Here is a 20,373-nt window from a genome sequence, read left to right as displayed (position 1 = left end):
TGTCGCAAGCTTTTTTCAACTTTAGTCCTCTTTTTTGGGGACGACAAATTCAAAATGAATTCTATCTTACTTTTTTGGTTTGTATGGTATATATACATAAACAATACGATAAAATAAGTGATGGGGCTGACCCATTAGTCCCTTTTGAACCAAAAAATCGAAGGCACCCGTGAAAGATGTCTTCGATTTTTGTTTTTTTTGGATGAAATATAGAGGATTTTCCCCCTATATTTGGTTTTGTATGATTGTTTTTCCCTCATATTTCCTTACTCTAGTTACTAATTTCCTAAAATTGTGCGCAAGAAATACAAGTCCCATTTCCTTAAAAATTTTTTCAGCTCCTCGGACATGGAATCTTTTAAATTTCATATTTTGTTTAATGTTTCCAAAAACTGTTTCGACATCTATCTTTCGCTGCGCATAGTATGAGGCTGTTTCTTTGCTTTCTATCTTTTCATTCGCTTTTATTTTTATATATTCCCAGGTTGGATTAATATTCAAACGTCGATTTTTTCCTTCTTTTGCTTTGGTACATTTCTCTCTCAATGGACATCCTGTACAATCTTCACATTCATAGATTTTGAAGTTTCGAATAAATCCATTTCTATCTTTACGTTGTGAATAATGTGAGAACACTACTCTTTTCTGATTGGGACAAATATAGTAATCATCCAACTCGTTGTAAGTCCAATTATCTCGATGAAACTGATTTTGTTTATGGGCGCGTTTCTTCTCTTTTAAGTAACCTTGATGCGGAATGATGGGGGTGGATTCTGTTTCGTCTAACACATAACAATAATTTTCTTCACTTGCATAACCGGCATCTGCGACAATATTTTCTGGTAAACCTATTTTTGATTCAATCTTTTCAAGAAATGGGATAAATGTTCGTGTATCTGTTGGATTTGGATAACAATCATAAGCAAGAGCAAATTGATTTTCTGTCGCAAGTTGAATATTATAACCTGGTTTTAGTTGGCCATTAAGCATGTGATCTTCTTTCATTCGCATAAAAGTAGCGTCATGATCCGTCTTTGAGAAACTATTGCGTACACCCATAATCACTAATTGTTCTTCGTAGCTCATTTTTCTTTGGGCAAAATCATCGAATCGCTTCTTCTGCTTATGAACTTCAGATTTTTCTTTACGAAGTAATTTTCGTTCTTCTACTGTTTCGGTTTGGTCAATCGCTTCAATTAATTGATTTTCCTTTTCTTCCAAAGATTGACGAATCCTTTCAATCTCTTCTATAGAAAGTTCATCCTTTAAATCATCTATTAACTCAGGTAAGATTTTTGTTTCCACCATTTGTTGGTAGTTTTCAAGGGCTTTTTGATCAAGGCTATCCTTATACTTTAAAATACTTTTTTTCCAAACGAAAGAGTATTTATTCGCATCCGCTTCAATTTTTGTACCATCAATGTATAGAGCACTGCCACTGATTAAGCCACTTTGAACCAGTAGCTCACGAAATTGAACAAATGAATGATCTAGAATATCGTTCATAATCGGATGAACGCGAAAACGATTAATAGTACGAAAGTTAGGGAATTGCTCTTGAGATAAGTAGCGCATCCGAATACTATCTATCAGCATATTTTGTATTTGGCGGCCCGAATAAACCCCTTGAATATAGGCACAAAGAATAATGGAAAGTAGCATACGAGGATGATATTGGGGTCTACCCATAGATTGATAATAAGGAAGAAAGACTTCATCGGGAATAGAGTCAACAAACTGCACAATGGCATGAGCAAAATCATTTTCTTCTAATTTAATTTCAAGATCTATAGGCAAACAAAGTTGGTTTATGGTATAATTTTGATACATGATAAAGCACCTCTCTCAAATGGATTAATCACCTATATTATAGCAGAGTGTGCTTTATTTTTGTATTCACTTTCAAAAGATAAATAGAGGTCTTTCCACTACTATCTAAATGGAAAGACCTCTATTTTTCATATAGGAGCTACTTTTGGGTCAGCCCCAGAATAAACCTAATGTTTGTTGATTTAATATATATCTTGTTACTAAACCAAGTAATATTACAAACCAAAAGGCTATTTCACAAAAAATTATAAGCCATATTATAAAATTCACGGGCCGTCCTCCTTTATTTCGTTAATCTAACTATTTCTTCATCAACAATGATTTGAATATCATCGTTTGAAACACCGTTTGGATTAAGCAATTTATGTAAAGCTAAACCGTCAATTAATGCATGTAATTTCATCGAATTAAGATGAATATTCACATTGTTCTTCAGCAAATGATCGTTTTTTAATAATGTCAAAATACTATTACATAATTGATCTAACCCATCATCAAGTGTACTTTGACCATACTCATGTATGTCATTGCGAAACGCCATCCAAACTTCCATATCAGCTAGTCTCTCTTTATCCAATGGTAGTACTGTTAATAAACTCGCTTTTGCTTTATCTATTGTAGTAAGGTTTTCAGATTTAAATATTGCTTCAATTCTCCTCCTTACTTTTAATTCTACTGTAGACATTACAGCATTTAATAACTCTGAATGATTCGGAAAATAATATCTAATCTGTCCAGGTGTCATATCAGCTAATTTCGCAATTTGTCTTACAGTAGATCCCTTAACTCCTTTTTCTACAATGGAGTCGAAAGCGTATTGAATGATTTGTTTTTTCTTTTCTTTATGATTAATTATTTTTGGCATAGTTATATGTTAACACATTTTAATACAGTTGTGTTAAAAAAAAGTGTACAGAAAACAACCATTTTCTGTACACTCTCTTTTTATGCCGAAATAAGTGAGTAATACATATATTTTCGTGTTCAAAAACCCAACAAAAAATCTATGTTCACAAAAGACCTTGAAATTAAGTTATGGTACACTGTATATGTATATAGGAGGTTTGTATTTTGAAAATAGGTTATGCAAGAGTTTCAACTGGATTACAAAATCTGAATTTACAGGAGGACCGATTAAACGCATATGGTTGTGAAAAGATATTTAGCGACCATATTAGTGGTTCAAAAAGTAAAAGACCTGGATTAGATAAAGCAATTGAATTTGCGAGATCAGGAGATACGATTGTTGTTTGGAGACTCGACAGACTAGGACGTAATATGGAGGATTTAATCACATTAGTTAATGAGCTTAACGAACGAGGTGTAAGTTTCCATAGTTTAGAAGAAAATATAACGATGGATAAATCAAGTTCTACAGGACAATTATTATTTCATTTATTCGCAGCGTTTGCAGAATTTGAACGAAATTTAATTTTAGAACGTTCTTCAGCTGGCCGAATTGCAGCACGTGCTAGAGGACGCTATGGAGGTAGACCCGAAAAATTAAATCAAAAAGATTTAAACTTACTTAAGACACTTTATGATAATGGCACGCCAATTAAGACAATTGCAGAGCAGTGGCAAGTTTCACGTACAACGATTTATCGTTACCTCAATAAATTGGAGGAAAAGGAAGATGAAAAACAAGGAGAAGTATCTAACTAATTTTTCTGAAGCCAAACGTAAAGAAGCTACTCAAAAGTACAATATTATAAAACCTTTTATCTTGGGCAAGCAATCTTTATCAAGCATTTCTAAAAGCAAAGGTATTGCGTTAAGTACACTTTATAGGTGGAATAAATTATATAAGGAACAAGGTCTTACTGGTCTAATTCATAATACAAGAGTTGATAAAGGTGAGCATAAATTAAAACAAAACATAATAGACGAGATTAAACGCCTTGCACTCAAGAATAAAAGAAATAGTATTGCTACGATTCATAGGAAAATCGCTAATTATTGTATAGAGAATAATTTTTATAAACCAAGTTATAAACAAGTTTATAGTATTATTAAAGCAATGCCTAAGTCTGTTATTGATTTCTCTCACCAAGGTGAAAAATACTATCAAAATAAGTACGATTTAATACAAATAAGAGAATCCTCAAGACCCAATGAAATATGGCAAGCCGACCATACTTTGCTAGATATTTATATATTAGATCAAAAAGGTAATATCAATAGACCATGGCTAACCATTATTATGGATGACTATAGTCGTGCAATTGCAGGCTACTTTATAAGTTTTGATGCTCCTAATGCTCAAAACACAGCATTAACACTACACCAAGCAATATGGAATAAGAATAATACCAATTGGCCAGTATGTGGTATACCCGAAAAATTCTACACAGATCACGGGAGTGACTTTACCTCGCACCACATGGAACAAGTCGCTATTGATTTGAAAATTAACTTGATGTTTTCAAAAGTTGGTGTCCCTCGTGGTCGCGGGAAAATAGAACGGTTTTTTCAGACAGTTAACCAAACTTTCTTAGAACAACTTCCTGGATATATAAACAATAATGATACTTCTAGCGATTTAATAGATTTTCAAAATTTCGAAGAAAAATTACGATACTTTTTAATTGAAGATTATAATCAAAAAGAGCACAGTGCTATCCAGAGCACTCCTATCAATCGGTGGAACAGTAATCATTTTTTTCCTAATATGCCAAGCAGTTTAGAACAACTTGATTTATTATTATTAGAAATACCTAAATCTAGAAAAATTCATTCAGATGGTATTCATTTTCAAGGCTTTAGATACAGTAATACAAACCTAACTGCTTATGTAGGTGAGTATGTATTAATTCGTTACAATCCCAATGATATGGCTGAAATACGCGTTTTTTATAGAGATGAATTTCTTTGTACAGCAATATCCCCTGATTTAGCTGATTATTCAATTGATATAAAAGAGATACAACACGCACGTAGTCAGAGAAGAAAACACTTAAAACAAAACATTGCTAGTCCAAGCACCACTGATTTAATTAAGGAAGAAAAAAGTTATGGTTACTCACCTCAAGAAACGACCAAAAACGTCAAAAAATTAAAGAGGTATCGTAATGACTAAAAATCAGAATTTCATTGAAACGAAAGAGTATAAACGATTTGCTGAATTTTGCGATGCTTGTATCAAATATCAATATATTGGGATCTGCTATGGTCAACCTGGTGTCGGAAAAACTTTATCTTCTAGGTATTACACAAATTGGAATACTATTGAAAAGCAAGTTAATCATAGAGGGTGGGAAGATCTAGCTAGTAAAACGACTGATGATATATTATCGGTGAATAAGATATTTTATACTGCACCGGCTGAAAAACAAACAAGATTAAGTAATGATCTATATAGTATTAGTGCAAGTATTGATTTGGGTCAAAAATTACACATCGTAAATAAGTATGGTCATGATCATAGTAAACATTATAGTGATATGTTTAAATATATTGATTTAATTATAGTAGATGAGATTGATCGCCTTAAAGTGCAACATTTAGAGCAATTAAGAGCTATTTATGATGAACATAATTTAGCAATGATATTTATTGGTATGCCAGGTATAGAGAAAAAACTATCTCGTTATCCTCAACTATATTCGCGTATAGGTTTTGCACATGAATTTGATAATCTAAGTAAAGACGAGACGCATCATATATTAGAATATAAGTGGCAAGATTTAGGATTTGATCTAAAACTCGAAGATTTTACTGATTATGAGGCAATAACGACGATTATTAAAATTACAAAAGGGAATTTTAGGCTGATTCATCGTTTATTTGCGCAGATAGATAGAATTATGGATATAAATGGCTTAGATAAAATCAGTACAGAAGTTGTAGAAACAGCTAGAGATAGTTTAGTCATAGGTATTCGTTAATAGAAAAAGCAATGTACTTTAATATAGGACATTGCTTTTCTCATTTACTAGGTAAAATCATTCTCATATATCAAGTAAAGTAACAGTTGCTGTAAATTCAATAACTATATCTGTATGATTAGGGTGTACCTTTAAAATACATTATTTTAAATTACAATATTAAGGCGGTAAAAAGAAGCTCTTGGAAGGAAGTTTTTTTATAAAATTGTTAATAAAAAAACACATCTCATAAATGTAGATTTTTTTCTCTAATTTTATAAGATGTGTAAAATTATTTTTAGATTATATTCTATTTCTATAATGCAGTATATCCACCATCAATAGTAAATACACTACCCTGTGCAAATGAGGATGCATTTGAAGCAAGATAAACGACAATGCACCTAATTCTTCTGGTTTACCTGGACGTAGCACTCATCCAATAATCAATCATTTCTCCTCCAGTATTAAACATCGGTTCAGTTAAAGAGGACAAGTAGAGGCTGATACAAACGGATACGGTGGCACATACTAAATTAAATATCTAGAAATTATCTGTATATATTGGGTTCTAAATATTATACTTTGATTTGATTCTTTGAAAAAAGAAATGGTTAATAGTTATATACTACTCATTCTATATTGATATTAAATAATTATTTATGAAAGAACAAAGCATCCCGTATTCTCCCTCATGAAATGTCGGATACTTTGTTGATTTTATGTTTAAAGTTATTGAATAAACTAAATTTTTTATAAATTAGATGATTGATTATTTGTAATATTCTTCTCTGAGCAGACTATACACATAACTATCTGAGAATACCCCTAATAAACACTCATCGCTTCTCAATACGCCTTCTTGTGTAAATCCCAGTCTTATAGGTATAGCTCGACTTTTCTTATTTTTGGTAGACATTCGTATTTCAATACGATTAATATCATATTCTTCATATACATAACGAATTAAAGCTTTAGTGCATTTAGTCATAATACCTTTCTTTTGAAAGTCTTCAGCTAAATAATAACCAATCGAAGTTGTTTTATTAACTAAGTCTAAATGGTGCAATCCTATGACACCAATCAGTTCTTTATTACTCCATATTCCACAATGAAATCCATTACCATCGATAAATTGTTGCAACGCTGAATGGATAAAGTGTTTACTATCTTCCACCTTCTTTGTATGTTCGACAAAAGGTAGAAATTCTGCTAAGTAGTTACGATTGCTATCTACTAATTTAAATAACTGTTCTGCTTCTCGTTCTTCTAATATCTTTAATTTAATATCTTTATCTACTTGGTAACCAAAAATCATAACTATTCCGCCTATGTATTTAATTATTAATAAATCTCAAAGAAAAACCGCTACTAAAGTGGATATGGAAAGCCATCACCACGAGTGAACTGTTCTAGTGCCGACTGAATAAACTTCTTACTGTGCGCGACTTCCGTTGTATATTCTACAAACGGCAAGAACTCGCCTAAATAATCCCGATTCGCATCAACTAATTTGAAAAGTTGCTCCGCTTCACGTTCTTCTAATATCTTCAACGTCACATGTTCATTCACTTGATAACCAAACATCATATCTATCGCCTCCAGTTTAAATTTTCAAATTATTCGGTAAATTATATATATAGTAACATAAATTGATTTAATTAATATAAAAAGTTGGGAGTTGAACAGAATTTACTTTTAATTCATTGTCTCCCAACTTGCGTTATATAATTGATAACTAAAAATTTGAAATCTAAAATTAAATTTTTAATTTTATCTTAGACTGTTCAAAGATATTACTACAAAATTTCCCCATTACTTTCAATCACTTTTTTATACCAATAAAATGAATCTTTCTTAATTCTTTGTTTAGTACCATTTCCATAATTATCTTGGTCTACATATATATAACCATATCTTTTTGACATCTCACTTGTAGACATAGAAATTAAATCAATTGGTCCCCAAGATAAATAACCTATTAAATCGACTCCATCTTCTACAGCTTTTTTAGCTTCAGATATATGTTTTCTTAGGTATTCAATACGATAATCATCATGAATTTTTCCATTTTCTATTTCATCAACAGCCCCAAGACCATTTTCTACTATAAACAATGGCTTTTCATATCGATCCCAGAATTCATTTAACACTATTCTTAGACCAACTGGATCAATTTGCCATCCCCAATCTGATGATTCAAGATAAGGGTTTTTTAGACTATTCATTAAGTTACCTGGAGTAGTTTTTCCTTCTGGAGATGTTGAAGAAAGCATTGACATATAATAACTAAATGAAATATAGTCTACTGTATTTTCTTTTAGTATTGTTAAATCTTCATCTTTCATTTCTAATTCTATATTATTTTTTGATAAGTATTGTAAATAATAATTTGGATACTTACCTTTAGCATGAACATCTGTATACATTAAATTCATTTGATCTTCTTCTTGCGCTTTCAAAACATCATTAGGATCACAAGTGTAAGGATAGTGCTTCATACGTGCTAACATACATCCCATTTGGGCGTCCGGAATAACTTCTTTTAATTTTTTTGTAGCTAGGGCTGAAGCAACAAATTGATGATGTAAAGCTTGGAAAGATGATGCTATTGGATTTTCTAATCTATCTGATACAATACCTCCTCCAGTAAATGGAGAAATGTTTATAACGTTTATTTCATTAAAAGTCATCCAGTATTTCACATCATTTTTATATCTTTCGAATACCGTTTCTGCATAATGTATAAAATGATCTATAACTTCACGTTTAACCCACCCATTATACTTTTCTGTTAAACCAAACGGTGTTTCATAATGACTTAATGTCACTACAGGTTCTATATTGTAAGATTTTAATGTTTTAAAAACATTATCGTAATATTTTAACCCCGCTTCATTAGGTTTACTATCATATCCATTAGGAAATATGCGAGACCAGTTAATAGACATTCGAAATGCTTTGAAGCCCATTTCTGCAAATAATTTGATATCTTCTTCATATGTATTGTAAAAGTCGATACCATATCGTTTTGGGAAAGTCCCGCTATATTTTCCAGATTTAACTTTATCTATAAATTTTGAATTAACTTCCATGTGATTATCAGCTTGACGTTTCTCTTTAGGTATATATTCAGCAAAATCTGCACTTGATAACCCTTTACCATCTTTATCAAATGACCCTTCAATTTGATTTGCTGCCGTAGCGCCGCCCCATAAAAAATCGGTTCTAAATCCTTTAATTTTTTTCATATTAATTCCTCCTGAAAATTAAAAAGATAAATCCTCTCCATTAGTTTTAATTACTTTTTGATACCAATAAAACGAATCTTTACGTATTCTATTTAAAGTGCCATTTCCTTGATTATCACGATCAACATATATAAATCCATATCGTTTTTTCATTTCTCCACTACCTGCAGAAACAATATCTATACAGCCCCAAGATGTATAACCTATTAATGGAACGCCATCTTTAACGGCTTCAATCATTTGATTTAAATGTTCACTTAAATATTTAATTCTATATCTATCATTAATAGTATTATCGTTATTTACTTCATCTATTTCTCCCAAACCGTTTTCTACAATAAATAATGGTTTTTGATAACGATCATAAATTTGATTCAAGGTTACTCTTAAACCAACAGGATCGATTTGCCATCCCCAATTAGAAGCTTCTAAATAAGGATTTTTAAGTGAAGCGAATGCGTTTGCATTTCCTTTATTTTGGTTTATTTCAGTGTCTCCACTTTCGAGACGACTTGAATAGTATGAAAATGAGATGAAATCAACAGTATACGTTTTTAGTATTTCATCGTCCCCACTTTGTTTTTCTAAATTCACACCCAACTCTTTAAACATTCTTTTGCTATAAGATGGATATTCTCCTCTTGCTTGTACATCGATAAAAATATATTGCTCTCTATTTTTGGATAAAGCTGCCATGACGTCATCTGGATGACATGTGTTAGGGTAAACTTCACCTGCAGCTAACATACAACCTATTTGTATTTCAGGATTAATCTCTTTTGCAATTTTTGTTGCTAAGCTAGATGCAACAAGTTGATGATGAGCAGCTTGATACATTATTTGATTCTTATCATCTGAATCTTTAATAATCAATCCTCCACCAATGTATGCAATATGCAAAATCATATTAATTTCATTATGAGTAATCCAATACTTAACACGTTGCCCATATCTTTTAAAAAGGACAGTAGCATATCTAACATAATATTCAATTAGTTTACGATCGTACCAACCATTTAATTTCTCTGCCAAATTATATGGTGTGTCAAAATGGTTAATCGTAACAATCGGTTCTATATTATATTTTTCTAAAGTATCAAAAATTTTATCATAAAATTCTAACCCTTCTTGATTAGGTTCTATTTCATCTCCATTAGGAAAAAGTCTTGGCCATGAAATTGATAAACGTAACGCTTTAAATCCCATTTCTGAAAATAATTTAATATCTTCTTCATAATGATGGTAAAAGTCAATCGATTCATGGCTAGGGTAAAAGTCGAATTTTTTATTTAAACCGATAGATGGATTAAATAAGGGCTCTTTGCGATCTTCTCCTGCTGGTAAAAGGTCAACCAAACTTAGACCCTTCCCATTTACGTTATATGCACCTTCAGATTGATTAGCAGCTATAGCGCCACCCCATAAAAAGTTATTTTTTAAAATTGACATTATACATTCTCCTTTTAATATATTGCTGTCATTAAAAATTCATTTTGTTCTATAAAATCTTTATCTTCTACTAAAACTTCCTTAGTCATATTAGTATTCGTTACAACAACAATGATTGTATTTTCAAGTGAGTGCTTTTTAATTACCTGTGAATCAAATTCAATTAAAGGTTGTCCTTTTTTAACTTTATCTCCTTTTGAAACAAGCGCTTTAAATCCTTTACCATCTAATTTAACTGTGTCTATACCAATATGAATAAGTAATTCTGTACCAATTTCAGATTTTAGACCAATTGCATGACCAGTAGGAAAAAGACTTTCTACAGTAGCATCAAATGGTGCTAAAACAGTATTTGACTTAGGTTTAATAGCTATACCTTTTCCCATAGCTAAAGATGAAAAAACAGGATCACTTACATTTTTTAATTCAACCAACTCTCCTGTTACTGGTGCGTTTATAAAATCATCATTTTGAATTTCAGGCTTATTTTCAATTAAAGTATCTTTTTTATCATTTTCTTTATTATCTACTGCTGTTGATCCTAGATTAGTAGTAGCATTTAAGCCCTCTTTTTTATCTGAATGAGCTATATAACCAACAATAATACCAACTAAAGTTGCTAATACGGATGTGATAACCGCTGCCCATACTGACTTGTCTATTCCACTTTTTCCAATAAATGAAGTATATGAGAAGATACCCATACCTCCCATTAAGTATAGTTTTGTACCGGCTAATCCCAAAATAGCACCGAAAATACCACTTATGATACAGCTATAAACGAATAATTTTTTTCTTGGCAAAGTTATTCCATATATTGCTGGCTCAGTAACACCGAAAATACCTGAAATAGATGCTGGTAGAGCTAGAGATTTTAATTTTTTGTTTTTAGTTTTTAATAGTAATCCTATAACTATACCTGTTTGAGCGAATGATGCACAGAAAATCAAAGGATAGATAATATCATATCCAGTAGTTGATACATTGTTTAACATAATAGCTACTAATCCCCAATGAACACCAAAAATTACAAAGACTTGCCAAAATGCTCCTAGTAATATTCCGGCAATTATTGGACTAAAACCATAAATTGCAACTGCAGCTGAACCAATCCAATTAGCAATCCATGATGAAATTGGTCCAATAATAATAAATGTCAAAGGTACAGTGATAAGTAGAGTAAAGAATGGTACTAAAAATGTTTTTAAAACATCTGGTATAATTTTCTTTATTTTTTTCTCTAAAAAGCTAGCAAAATACACAGCAAAAATGATAGGTATTACACTTGATGTATAAGTCATTGAAATAACCGGTATACCCATGAATGTTAAACTGGATTGAACTTCAAAAGGCGTACCACTAAATAATGTTTGAGCTCCTTTTGTACCTAATGCCATCGCTGAAACTATGGTAGGATAAACCATTGCTGCTCCAACTGCCATCCCTATAAAATGATTAGCTCCAAATTTCTTTGCTGCAGTTAAACCTAGAAATATTGGGAAGAAATAAAATAATCCATCACCCAAAGCATATATAATTTGATATGTCCCAGATTTTTCAGTTAACCATCCTAATGCTAAAAATAATGCAGCAAAACCTTTAATCATACCTGCTGCTGCGAGTACTCCTAATATAGGTTGAAATATACCTGATATTAAGTCGATAAAACGATCAAATAAATTATCTTTTTTATCAGATTTTTCATTTACAATGCTTTCACTATTAATATTTGCAACTTTAGTAACAGCTTCGTAAACATCGGGAACATGATTACCTATTACTACTTGATATTGCCCTGCAGATTTCATAACTGTAACAATGCCATCCCTATTCTTTAAATACTCTGTATCGGCTTTATCTTCGTCTTTAAGTTTAAATCTTAAACGAGTTATACAATGCGTCAAAGAATTAATATTTTCAGAACCACCAACTTTATCAACAATATCTTTAGCTAAATTTTCATATTTCATTATTAATTCACCCCAATTTTGTGTAAAAATAAATATGTTACTGAGTACGCATTAAGTATGTTTCTGATGATTTTGCCGGCTATAATCTTTAGAATCATTGGCATAAAAAAACCCAGAGAAATACATATGAAATATCACCATTTCACTAATGTATTACTCTGGGTTTTGCCTACTTAAAGTCACAATCCCAAAACGATTCAATCGTTTATAAGCAACATAATATTTAATTCGATGTTAGTATAGCGCTTACATACAAAAATGTCAACGCTTACATTTTTATTTTATTAATCTTGCAATATGTAGCATTAGGTATATCCGTTCATCATTTGTAAGAGTATATTCATAATTCTTTCTGATAAAATCAACAATTTTATCTACACAATTGTTAACATTAGGATATTTTTGCTTAAGTACCAATAATAAACTTTCATCTGTTACTTCATTGATATTTTGATGATTTATTAGTCTTTGCCCAAAAAACTTAAGATGTGTTATAAATCGCGAATAATTTAGTTCATCTTCATTAATATGTAAGTTAAAATGATATCTAACTATATCAAGGATACTTTTAGTGATTTTAGTAATCTCATAGACGTTAGTGATATTTTCATCAATACTTGCATTTACTATATGCATTGCAATAAAACCAATCTCATCGATAGGTAATTGGATTTTAAAATGATGATTAATTTCTTGTAGACTTTCTTTTGCTATTTCATATTCTCTTGGATACAACATTCTTATTTCATACAATAGTGGGTTTTTTATTTCAAAACCTTCTATAGTACGTTTAATAGCATAATTGATATGATCTGTTAATGCGATATATATTGACTCAGATAGAGGAGATGTATAAAGATTATTTGCAGTTTTAATAATACTTTCTGAAATTAATAAAACATCTTGGTTAACTTCACTTAATAGACTTAGCATACGTTCCTGATTAACACTTGTTAATCTAAAAACTTTGTCAATTTTTTCTTTATCTAACTGCTCTCCATTTCTTTTTCCAAATGCTAGACCTTTTCCCATAACTATTCTTTCTTCGCCATTAATTTTCGTAAGCACAACATTATTGTTAAATATCTTTATTATTTTCATATACAACATCCTTTAGTTGTGATGATATTATATTTTATAATAGATAAAATTATTCATATAGTCAAAATTTAATTTTTTTAAAAGTATTAAAGCTCATAAATTATTATGCTTCAAAAATCCTTAAAAATTAAGGCTGAGCAATTAAATTTAATCGCTCAACCTCATTATCATAATCGCTATTAATTTATTAATAACCAGAACCGACTTCTTCACCATCTTCATCGTATTCAGTTACATAACCATCGTCAGTGTCAACGGTATATGATCCGGCTAAATCTCCGTCTTTGTCAGTAAATGAGAAGCCCCATTTACCATCATCTGTTTTTTCTGGTTCTTTGTATGTGTAAGTATCCGTATCTAACGTATGTCCTTCGTATGATTCTACTTTATCAATGACGTTATCGCGTGTCACTTCGCCTGAACTTGAATCAGAATCATCGCTATCACTATCAGACTCAGCATCCATTTTGTCATCAATATACTTATCAATCTCATCATCATCAAACGTAACTGTGACATCTGTTACGTCATCATCGTCTTCCCCAGAACTAGTCACATTAACAGAATCTGATTTGAACGTTTTACCTTCATAAGTACCTTGTGCATAAACGGTTACTTCTTCATCAGGGTCATATGGTCCATATGTTTCAGAAGATGATTCACTTCCGATTTCTTTATCATTCGCGTATATTTTCACATTGTTTAACATATAGCCGCCATCAACGCTAACTGTGAAACGTTTTTGTTTAAATGATTCATAAGCGGTAGCATCATCACTCATGTTAATCATTAACGCACCTTTGAATTTTTTACCATCGATGTCTTTTGTTGCTTTTAAATTGTAATCACCAATTGGGAACGTACCTAACGTTTTTTCGTCATCTTCCGTAACCGTTGTCGTACGCTTCTTACCATTATATTCATAAGTAATATCCCCACTACTACTTGGATAAATGCTCACTGATTTTTGTGGAACATTGAATGAATAATTATCAAAAAATAGGAATTTCTTGCCATCCTTTGAAATATTTAACACATTATTTCCATTAGCATCTACAGATAAATTATTATAACGATTATCTTTAATTTCTTTCGCGCTTTGTTCTACATTACTACCAACATTATTTAAGTCATCTTCTGTTTTGATGTAGTTTAAATATGCGCGTGCTTCTTGTTTGCTTAATTTTTGGTCATTTTGAGTTGTAACTTCTTTGGCTAATGCCTTTTCGTCATCTTTCTTGATTGCTTGTGCAATATTAGATGCTTGCTTTTCCGGAGAAAATTGATTTTTTAATACTGAAAATGCAACGATCAAAGCAATTAGCAATACAGCTATAACTGCAATAATAATCCAAGTCTTTTTATTATCGCCTTTACGTGGTTGTTGATCGTGTCTGTCGGCATAACCGTTTTGATTATGGTTATTATACCCTTGATATTGATGTTGCTCATGCTTATCTTGTCGACTTTGGTTGTGATGATCTTGCTGTGTGTTAGAGTGATTTGTTTTAGATTGTTGAACGGGTTTCCCACAATTTGTACATACCTTCACACCTTCGCGAAGAGGTTGACCGCAATTACTACAATATTTCATTAGTAAATCGAACTCCCATCAAGTAGATTATTGAACTCACTGATTAAGTTTCCAAAGATTTGGTTAAATAAAGATTCACCGAAAATAGTCACAAACAAGAAGAACACAATAATGTAAATAATCACACCGTAAAAACTTGAAAAGCGAGTATGATGATTTGCACTATATTTGGCAATCATGTAAACACCTGAAACAACAATTAATAAAATGGATAATATAAATAATGCGCCACCAAAGCTAAAAGAATTAGCGAACATTAAAATGAGTGCAATCAATAGTACTGCGACTGAAACACTATTAATAAGTACAAAATCTGACAGTACTTTTTTAAATGTAATTGGCTGTCTAACTACTAAACGCGTAATACCATATGTTGCTCCCACTATCACTGCTAGGAATAAAATGACACCTAAAATAACAGAAAAGATAATTTGGCTTTTCGGTGTTTCAAACATTCCAACTGATGAAGGAATTACAATAGCAAGTAACAGTGCTACGACTAATAAACCGACAATGATTAAAGAAAATAACAATTTAAAACTAAATGCTTGTTGGCTTTTTAGTACTTGATCAGGTGAAGCGAAAGCACTTTTAAAGAAACCTTTACTTTCTTCTGTCACTTCTTTTGCATGGTCACTAAATTGGCTTGTTTGTTGTGGTTGTTGATGGTTTGAATATGACTGATCGTATTGTTGTTGATTGTGATATGTATGTGATGCATTGTTGTGAGGTTGTTGGTGCTGATTTGATTGAGGTTGATGCATTTGATGTTGTTGTGTCGATGTAGTATGTTCAGGTACATGCTGATGATCTCGCACTTTACCTTCTTCATTAGGATGTTTATCCTGTTTCGATTCGTTTGTTCTTGATAAATGATTACTTTGATTTAATGTCGTTTCGTTACCTTCACCTAATGATTCAGTTGAATCGTGTCGTCTGCCATTAGCTTCAGCATTAGAGATATCTTTTTCAGCAGAATTAATAGTCTGAGACTGTCTATCTATTTTATGGCCACACTCTCCACAAAATAAATCGTTAGGCTCGATAGCATTTCCACAATTTGGACATTGCATAGGAATCCCTCCAATTTTATTATTTTTTAAATCTTCAAAAAGTATATCATTTATTTTGTGTTGCTTTCTACATTATTTTAAACTTTTTATCAAAATAATTATATATTTTAAAAAGCATTATTTAGATATGCGTATTTAATATAATAATCTAAATATTGCCTTGGCTAAACTGAAATAAAAAAGCGATGAAGTCTAAGACTCCACCGCCAATAAAATTTTAATTATTTAATCGTTTTTTCTAAAATGTGCCTGGGTTAAATCCAGCTTCCCATTTATTAAATGGCCAATATCTTAAAACAACTTTACCTACAAGTTGGTCCTTATCTACTAAACCAACTTCAGCAAAACGGCTATCTACACTATTTTGTCTGTTGTCACCTAAAACTAAATACTTATCTTTAGGAATTTTATTTTTACCATTTGCGCCATTAAATTGACTAGTTTTTAATGAACCTGTTAAATACTTACCTTGTTTATGCTTCTTATTATAATCTAAATAAGGCTCTGATACCTTTTTATCATTAACATATAATTGATCACCTTTATACTCAACTTTATCACCTGGCGTACCAATCACTCGCTTAATAAAATCACGTTGTGCATCTTCATGGAAGACAACGACATCACCATTATCAATGTGGTTCAATGTTTTCGAAATCTTACTAACTATCACTTTATTTCTATCTTGGAAAGTTGGATACATCGAAGAACCTGATACTGTGTATGATGTTCCAATAAACTTTAATACAATACCTACAATTAAGAGTGCGCCACCAATGGCTACAATCCATTCAATTATCTCTTTTTTCAATTAAACCCCGCCTATCATCTTTTATAAACACAACTTACTTTATCACAAATATATTGCAAAGTCGTTTCACTCATCTTTAAAAACCGTAACGTTAGTCAATTTACTTCGTTTTGAAAATGAAGATCATCAAGAAATTCATCCTCAATGTGCTTATTGATAGCTTCATCGTAACAAACCTCTCACAAGATTACTATTCAAGTTATCACATTTAAGAATGCCTTCTTACTTACATTTTCAAAAAATAACCCAATCTTTCATATTCGTAAGAAATGACATCGATTTTGTAAGGTTAGATAAAGGCAGTAGCGACGCAACCCTTCTACAATTATAAGTGTAATAGAAACAAGGAGTGATGATATTGAAAACCTTAAGAAATATATTCATTGCAGTTGCTGTCATTGCAATTATCGTTATCGGAGGATTGTTTGGATTAAATGCTTATTCCAATCAACACCCTAACAATCATTCAATCAATGACTGGAACAAACTCAATCCTTTAGCCCCAACATATGAATATTATGTTAAGACTCAGAAACCATCTAAAGTGGAAGTCGTTGATAAAGAAAAAGACTTCTATATCTATCATTACAATCAAACTGGTTACACGAAAGATGGTAAATCTAAAAAAATTGAATACACAGCATCAAAAAAATTAAAACAAAATCATTACTTAATTGTACGCGAAAAATCTCACACAATTCTGTCATACGAAGAAGTTAAAAAATCAGAAATTCCAACTAAAGCAAAAGAAAAATTATAAATCAAACAAGGAGTGCGATCGACATGCCAATTTTAAACGTCAATCATTTATCAAAAGTATATGGAAATAAGCAAAAGTATAAAGCCCTAAACGACATCAACTTTTCAGTGGATAAAGGAGAATTCGTCGCTATAATGGGACCTTCAGGTTCAGGTAAGACTACCCTCCTCAATGTCATTAGTTCCATCGATAGTATTTCTGGAGGAACTGTAGAAGTAAGTGGCAATGAAATTAATCAACTCAAAGATAAGCAGTTAGCACAATTTCGTAAGAAAGAACTTGGATTTATCTTCCAAGATTATAGCGTGTTACCTACCTTAACCGTTAAAGAAAATATTATGTTGCCACTATCCGTTCAAAAAGTAAGTAAAGATGAGATGGAACAAAATTATAAAGAAGTCACTGAAGCACTCGGTATTTATGAGTTAAGCGATAAATATCCAAGCGAAATATCAGGTGGTCAACAACAACGTACCGCTGCCGCACGTGCTTTCGTTCATAAACCGTCTATTATCTTTGCCGATGAACCGACAGGAGCACTTGATTCGAAAAGTGCGCAAGACTTACTTAACCGTCTAGAAGATATGAACGAAAGATTCAATAGCACGATAATCATGGTAACTCATGACCCATCTGCAGCGAGTTTCGCACAGCGTGTCATTATGTTAAAAGATGGCAATATTCATTCAGAAATCCATCAAGAGGATAAATCTAAACGTGAATTTTATGATGAAATCATTCAATTACAGTCAGCCTTAGGTGGTGTCGCAAATGACGTTTAATCAAATTACACTCAAAAACTTAAAAAGTAATTTTAAAAATTATGCACTGTATCTCTTTTCACTCATTTTTAGTATTATTTTATACTTTAGCTTTGTCACTTTACAGTACACACATAGTATTAATAATGGTGGTTCTCTAAAAGTAATCCAAGAAGGTGCTAAAGTAGGCGCAGTTTTCCTATTTATTACAATTATTATTTTCTTAATGTATGCGAACCAATTATTTATTAAACGTAGAACACGAGAATTTGCGCTATTTCAACTTATCGGACTAACACGACAAAACATTTTAAGAATGCTAGCTATTGAACAGTTCACATTCTTTGTTATTACTGGCATCATAGGTATTTTAATTGGTATTGTAGGCTCTGAAATTCTACTCAATATTTTAGTGAAGATGATGCATTTGAAAGTAGGTGTCTCAATCGGATTTGAATTTCCTGCATTGATACAAACAATTGTGATGCTCGTACTAGCATTTATCTTGATTATGTTCCAGAACTTTCTTTTCCTAAAAAGAAGAACCATTCTGTCAATGATGAAAGATAGTACTAAATCAGAAGCTACTAAAGCTAAAATTACCGTCCCTGAACTTATTGCCGGTATTCTAGGCATTATCATGATCATCTTTGGATATTATATTTCTACTGAGATGTTTGGTAAGTTCGAAGCTTTAACAATGGTCTTAATCACACCTTTCTTAATTCTGTTTCTAACCGTTGTGGGGGCTTATCTATTCTTTAGAAGTTCAGTATCTATCATATTTAAATCACTGAAAAAGTCTAAACATGGACGCATTTCAATTACAGATGTCGTATTTACTTCATCAATTATGCATCGCATGAAGAAAAATGCGATGTCACTAACAATTATTGCTATTATTTCAGCAGTGACAGTAACTATTCTATGTTTTGGTGCAATTAGCAAAGCAAATACAGATTACATGATTCAAGTATCCTCACCTCAAGATGTTAACTTTACTAAAGCGCAATCAGCTCAAAAGTATGAAAAACTATTAAAACAAAATCATATTCAATATGACACGAAAACTTTTGAAGGTAGTAATTCGAAATTATTTAAAAATGATGCCTTAAAAAGTAAAACAAATGAAGGTATGCAAAATACGGGTATCGTTGTTATGCCAGATAAAAATATTAAAGGTAACCATGCTACCATTACTAACCTACAAGGACCGCTTTCTGGCATTGTAAGTGTTCATACGAATGAAGATATGACACTTCAAGGTCAACAAAAAATGACATTAAACGTGAATAAAAAGAATGACAATGAGGTAATTCCGTCGACCGTTTCTATAGGTGGTCCTGTCTTAAAAGTAAGTCCAGATAATTTCAATAAATTGAAAATGAAGGACCAACTAATGCATCATTACGGTTTTAATATCAAAGATCATAAAGACCTCTCTAAAGCGGAAAAACTAGCTCAGAAAGTAAGTGCAAATGTTGAATTAAAAAATGACACGAAGAAAATGCTAGATGAAAGTAACGGTATTCTAATGTTTGTCACATCATTCTTAGGATTAGCGTTTCTCATCGCAGCGGGATGTATTATCTATATTAAACAAATGGATGAAACTGAAGATGAAATTAACAATTATCGCATATTAAGACGTATCGGCTTCACACACACGGATATGACGAAAGGTCTAGCATTAAAGATTCTATTCAACTTCGGTTTACCTTTAATCATCGCATTATTACACGCACTATTTGCTGCAATGGTATTTATGAAACTAATGGGAGAATACTCTCCAACACCGATTATCATTGTGATGATTGTTTATTCACTTGTTTACCTTATCTTTGCAGCAATCTCATTTATCCATGCAAATCGAATTGTAAAACACTCTATTTATTAATTGAAAAGAA

At 31.6% G+C, this 20,373-nt stretch carries 16 protein-coding genes and 2 pseudogenes; 6 read left to right on the top strand and 12 right to left on the bottom strand.

Annotated elements, in window-relative coordinates:
• Nucleotides 1-225: 225 nt before the first annotated feature.
• Entirely contained in the window at nt 226-1,830 is a 1,605-nt protein-coding gene (locus tag F1592_RS07605) for an IS1182-like element IS1182 family transposase (RefSeq protein WP_000284571.1), read from the bottom strand.
• A gap of 283 nt (nt 1,831-2,113) precedes the next feature.
• Nucleotides 2,114-2,695 (bottom strand): TetR/AcrR family transcriptional regulator, encoded by a 582-nt coding sequence (locus F1592_RS07600; RefSeq protein WP_001124173.1) that lies wholly within the window; start codon nt 2,693-2,695, stop codon nt 2,114-2,116.
• Nucleotides 2,696-2,901: 206 nt separating this feature from the next.
• On the opposite strand from F1592_RS07600, the gene F1592_RS07595 reads away from it, so the two are divergent.
• Genes F1592_RS07595 through F1592_RS07585 form a run of 3 tightly spaced genes read left to right on the top strand, consistent with a single transcriptional unit; the run spans nt 2,902 to nt 5,717 of the window.
• Nucleotides 2,902-3,495 carry a recombinase family protein gene (locus F1592_RS07595; protein ID WP_000690628.1) on the top strand — a complete coding sequence of 198 codons (594 nt, stop codon included), beginning with the start codon at nt 2,902-2,904 and terminating at the stop codon, nt 3,493-3,495.
• The gene (locus F1592_RS07590) at nt 3,467-4,909 is read left to right on the top strand and encodes a Mu transposase C-terminal domain-containing protein (protein ID WP_000790705.1); all 1,443 of its coding nucleotides are present in this window, start codon (nt 3,467-3,469) and stop codon (nt 4,907-4,909) included. Before F1592_RS07595 ends, F1592_RS07590 begins: the two co-directional genes overlap by 29 nt.
• Nucleotides 4,902-5,717: an AAA family ATPase gene (locus F1592_RS07585; protein ID WP_000164963.1), complete on the top strand. Its 816-nt coding sequence runs from the start codon at nt 4,902-4,904 to the stop codon at nt 5,715-5,717. Before F1592_RS07590 ends, F1592_RS07585 begins: the two co-directional genes overlap by 8 nt.
• 295 nt (nt 5,718-6,012) lie before the next feature.
• On the opposite strand, the pseudogene F1592_RS07580 reads toward F1592_RS07585, so the two are convergent.
• The 10 genes and pseudogenes from F1592_RS07580 to lepB all read right to left on the bottom strand — a co-directional run.
• Nucleotides 6,013-6,125, bottom strand: a pseudogene (locus F1592_RS07580) (SDR family oxidoreductase); the annotation flags it as partial.
• 343 nt (nt 6,126-6,468) lie between these two features.
• On the bottom strand, nt 6,469-7,011 hold the full coding sequence (locus F1592_RS07575) for a GNAT family N-acetyltransferase (protein ID WP_149809630.1): 543 nt from the start codon (nt 7,009-7,011) through the stop codon (nt 6,469-6,471).
• Between the two features lie 71 nt (nt 7,012-7,082).
• Nucleotides 7,083-7,283, bottom strand: a pseudogene (locus F1592_RS07570) (GNAT family N-acetyltransferase); the annotation flags it as partial.
• A 212-nt stretch (nt 7,284-7,495) separates the two neighbouring features.
• Nucleotides 7,496-8,947 (bottom strand): glycoside hydrolase family 1 protein, encoded by a 1,452-nt coding sequence (locus tag F1592_RS07565; RefSeq protein WP_053016901.1) that lies wholly within the window; start codon nt 8,945-8,947, stop codon nt 7,496-7,498.
• An 18-nt stretch (nt 8,948-8,965) separates the two neighbouring features.
• Entirely contained in the window at nt 8,966-10,396 is a 1,431-nt protein-coding gene (locus tag F1592_RS07560; RefSeq protein ID WP_149809625.1) for a 6-phospho-beta-glucosidase, read from the bottom strand.
• A 14-nt stretch (nt 10,397-10,410) separates the two neighbouring features.
• Nucleotides 10,411-12,366, bottom strand: coding sequence for a beta-glucoside-specific PTS transporter subunit IIABC (locus F1592_RS07555; RefSeq protein ID WP_053016903.1), 1,956 nt, complete (start codon nt 12,364-12,366; stop codon nt 10,411-10,413).
• 276 nt (nt 12,367-12,642) lie between these two features.
• Nucleotides 12,643-13,467, bottom strand: a complete 825-nt coding sequence (licT, locus tag F1592_RS07550) for a BglG family transcription antiterminator LicT (RefSeq protein WP_188294681.1) — start codon at nt 13,465-13,467, stop codon at nt 12,643-12,645.
• 187 nt (nt 13,468-13,654) lie between these two features.
• The gene (locus F1592_RS07545) at nt 13,655-15,061 is read right to left on the bottom strand and encodes a zinc ribbon domain-containing protein (RefSeq protein ID WP_053016905.1); all 1,407 of its coding nucleotides are present in this window, start codon (nt 15,059-15,061) and stop codon (nt 13,655-13,657) included.
• A complete protein-coding gene (locus F1592_RS07540) occupies nt 15,061-16,134 on the bottom strand; it encodes a zinc-ribbon domain-containing protein (protein ID WP_053016906.1) in 1,074 nt (357 codons plus the stop codon). The genes F1592_RS07545 and F1592_RS07540 overlap by 1 nt, the downstream gene beginning before the upstream one ends.
• Before the next feature lie 238 nt (nt 16,135-16,372).
• The gene (lepB, locus tag F1592_RS07535; protein ID WP_053016907.1) at nt 16,373-16,945 is read right to left on the bottom strand and encodes a signal peptidase I; all 573 of its coding nucleotides are present in this window, start codon (nt 16,943-16,945) and stop codon (nt 16,373-16,375) included.
• A 352-nt stretch (nt 16,946-17,297) separates the two neighbouring features.
• Between lepB and F1592_RS07530 the strand changes: the two genes are divergently transcribed.
• From F1592_RS07530 to F1592_RS07520, 3 genes are read left to right on the top strand one after another with little or no spacing between them, the layout of a single operon-like run.
• Entirely contained in the window at nt 17,298-17,705 is a 408-nt protein-coding gene (locus tag F1592_RS07530; protein ID WP_053016908.1) for a YxeA family protein, read from the top strand.
• A gap of 23 nt (nt 17,706-17,728) precedes the next feature.
• A complete protein-coding gene (locus F1592_RS07525; RefSeq protein WP_053016909.1) occupies nt 17,729-18,487 on the top strand; it encodes an ABC transporter ATP-binding protein in 759 nt (252 codons plus the stop codon).
• On the top strand, nt 18,477-20,363 hold the full coding sequence (locus F1592_RS07520) for an FtsX-like permease family protein (protein WP_149809627.1): 1,887 nt from the start codon (nt 18,477-18,479) through the stop codon (nt 20,361-20,363). The genes F1592_RS07525 and F1592_RS07520 overlap by 11 nt, the downstream gene beginning before the upstream one ends.
• Nucleotides 20,364-20,373 lie beyond the last annotated feature (10 nt).

It is taken from the genome of Staphylococcus sp. GDX7P312P (assembly GCF_008385775.1).
GTDB classification, from domain to species: domain Bacteria; phylum Bacillota; class Bacilli; order Staphylococcales; family Staphylococcaceae; genus Staphylococcus; species Staphylococcus haemolyticus.
This window is presented reverse-complemented; position numbering and strand designations above follow the sequence as displayed.

Excerpts from the sequence above, each read along its gene's own strand:
- F1592_RS07520 (WP_149809627.1), top strand. The coding sequence starts at position 18,477 with ATGACGTTTAATCAAATTACACTCAAAAACTTAAAAAGTAATTTTAAA.
- F1592_RS07525 (WP_053016909.1), top strand. The coding sequence starts at position 17,729 with ATGCCAATTTTAAACGTCAATCATTTATCAAAAGTATATGGAAATAAG.
- F1592_RS07555 (WP_053016903.1), bottom strand. The coding sequence starts at position 12,366 with ATGAAATATGAAAATTTAGCTAAAGATATTGTTGATAAAGTTGGTGGT.
- F1592_RS07585 (WP_000164963.1), top strand. The coding sequence starts at position 4,902 with ATGACTAAAAATCAGAATTTCATTGAAACGAAAGAGTATAAACGATTT.
- F1592_RS07545 (WP_053016905.1), bottom strand. The coding sequence starts at position 15,061 with ATGAAATATTGTAGTAATTGCGGTCAACCTCTTCGCGAAGGTGTGAAG.
- F1592_RS07540 (WP_053016906.1), bottom strand. The coding sequence starts at position 16,134 with ATGCAATGTCCAAATTGTGGAAATGCTATCGAGCCTAACGATTTATTT.
- F1592_RS07530 (WP_053016908.1), top strand. The coding sequence starts at position 17,298 with ATGATATTGAAAACCTTAAGAAATATATTCATTGCAGTTGCTGTCATT.
- F1592_RS07605 (WP_000284571.1), bottom strand. The coding sequence starts at position 1,830 with ATGTATCAAAATTATACCATAAACCAACTTTGTTTGCCTATAGATCTT.
- F1592_RS07590 (WP_000790705.1), top strand. The coding sequence starts at position 3,467 with ATGAAAAACAAGGAGAAGTATCTAACTAATTTTTCTGAAGCCAAACGT.
- F1592_RS07560 (WP_149809625.1), bottom strand. The coding sequence starts at position 10,396 with ATGTCAATTTTAAAAAATAACTTTTTATGGGGTGGCGCTATAGCTGCT.
- F1592_RS07600 (WP_001124173.1), bottom strand. The coding sequence starts at position 2,695 with ATGCCAAAAATAATTAATCATAAAGAAAAGAAAAAACAAATCATTCAA.
- licT (WP_188294681.1), bottom strand. The coding sequence starts at position 13,467 with ATGAAAATAATAAAGATATTTAACAATAATGTTGTGCTTACGAAAATT.
- F1592_RS07565 (WP_053016901.1), bottom strand. The coding sequence starts at position 8,947 with ATGAAAAAAATTAAAGGATTTAGAACCGATTTTTTATGGGGCGGCGCT.